This is a genomic window from Pseudoalteromonas sp. TB25, assembly GCF_000497995.1.
GTDB lineage: Bacteria > Pseudomonadota > Gammaproteobacteria > Enterobacterales > Alteromonadaceae > Pseudoalteromonas > Pseudoalteromonas distincta.
The window spans coordinates 1-2104 of record NZ_AUTI01000097.1 but is presented as its reverse complement, the minus strand read 5'-3'; the positions used below and the strand labels follow the sequence as shown (position 1 = coordinate 2104).

Annotated in this window: 1 protein-coding gene and 1 pseudogene; one reads left to right on the top strand and one right to left on the bottom strand. The window is 36.9% G+C overall.

Features of this window, described 5'->3' with window-relative positions; genetic code table 11:
* Positions 1-104: 104 nt before the first annotated feature.
* Positions 105-1451: an O-antigen ligase family protein gene (locus tag L652_RS0101920; protein WP_033013146.1), complete on the top strand. Its 1347-nt coding sequence runs from the start codon at positions 105-107 to the stop codon at positions 1449-1451.
* A gap of 187 nt (positions 1452-1638) precedes the next feature.
* On the opposite strand, the pseudogene L652_RS0101915 reads toward L652_RS0101920, so the two are convergent.
* A pseudogene (locus L652_RS0101915) lies at positions 1639-2104 on the bottom strand (metallophosphatase); the annotation flags it as partial.

Here is a 2104-nt window from a genome sequence, read left to right as displayed (position 1 = left end):
CTACAGTTACAGTACCGCCTGGTACTGGTGGTACTGGTGGTGATGCTGGTATATCTGAAGTTGGTAACTAAACACTCTTCTAAAATATAATACAAACGCAGCCTATGGCTGCGTTTTTACTTTATGAGTTTACATTGAATCGTTTTATATTTTTGTTGCTATGCGCAATACTTTTTTTACTACCTATTCCCTTAGGTAGCTACCGCCCTTGGGCTATTTTAGCTATTGGTTTGTTAATTGGTGCCACTTTTTTAGTTCATTTAATTAATAGCGCTATAAATAATAAGCAGCCCCTCTATCCTCCTTTGTATTCCTGGCCGTTATTTGTTGCACTTGGTGCTGTTGTTTTAATTTGCTTTATACAAATATTTAGCGTTAGCCTTGACCCGTTTCAAACAAAACAAATGCTTATTAAAACAAGTTTTATGATTTTATTTTGTTGGCTATTATTTATTTATTGTAATACTGAAAAGCGTATTAAAAATTTAATATATGCAATTATAAGTGCAGGCGTTTTTCAGGCTTTGTATGCCACTTATTTAAACCTATCGCCAGATATAATTAGCCCGCTATTTGGCTATAAACATACCGAACGTGCTATTGGTACATTTACCTACTCTAACTTTTTAGCTAACTTTTTAGCTTTATGTTTGTGTTTAGGTATTGGTGTTTTAGTGAGCGAGCTAAAACGCTCAACTAGCGATTATAAACAAACATTAAAACAAACACTTCGTGCGTGGACTGAAATACTTTTGAGCTCAAAAATAATTTTACGTATTTCGTTAATTATTATTATTGTGGCGCTTATTTTAACCCGTAGCCGTATGGGTAACTCAGCGTTTTTTATTGCATTAATGGTTGTTAGCTTACTCGCGTTTTTTATTTACAAGCAAAAACCTAAAGCGTTCAAACTACTTATAATAAGTTTTTTTATAATCGATTTGATTATCATTGGTGCTATATTTGATGTAGAAAAAGTTAAACAGCGTATTAGCGAAACCAGTATTTCATCAGAAACCCGTGACGAAGTTGTACGTGATTCAATACCCCTTATTTTAGATAAGCCTTTGTTGGGCTCTGGTGGGGGGACATTTTATACTGCGTTTCCGGCGTATCAGTCTGAGCCTTATTCAGGTTACTACGATAATGCCCATAACGATTACGTACAGTTTGCAGTAGAGCTGGGTATACCCACTACAGCCGCACTGGGCTCACTTATACTTTATTGTTTATGGCTATGTATAGCGACTATGCGAAAGCGTAAAACAGCGCTGTTTCAGGGTGTTGCCTTTGGTTGTGCCATTGCAATTATAGATATGTTGCTGCATTCGTTGGTAGATTACTCTTTGCAAGCTGGAGCAAACTCGATGTTATTTATGACTATTTTATGTTTAGCAATATTGAGTAGTAAGTTACCTGCGTCTAAACGAAGCCGAAAAGAGCATAGTTAAATACAAAATATAAGTAATAAAATATATAAGAAATTAAATCACCACAGAGAGCACCGAGAAGAAAAGGAGTAGTGACCAACCATTACTAGTATTTCCTCTGTGTAGCGCAAAGCGCCTCTGTGCTCTCAGTGGTGGGATCCATTTTTAAGTAATAAGAAACTGCGCTTTTACGTTTATGAGTAACTTATTACTTATGTTCTAAATCAAACTCAGTTAAATACCCTTCACCGTGTATAAGTTGATATCGGGCTAAATTCCCCTGCTCTAGTGTTATTAAACTAATAGCTGAGTCGCTTACTAAGTATTTTTGCCCTTCGCCTATGGTTTGGTGCTTATCTACTTCCATATGCCAGCGTTTGGTAAAAAAGTTTAAGGGACTTTTTGGGCCGTATAGAATTGAATCTAGTTTATCGAGTATGTTTATTAATTTACGCGGGAACTCGTTTTTAATACCGCTGGCGGTAAGTTGCCAAATTCGATTGGGGTGATCGCCAAAACGTTTTTGCACCGAAAAGCAAAATGAGTAATGTACGTCTCCCGATAAAATAAGGGTTTCGTTTGGGGTGTCGGTTCGTCTAAATGTATCGAGTAGCTTTTTGGCTGATCCTTCGTGCGCCATCCAGTTTTCTACGTCAACCATGAGCGGTTGGCCA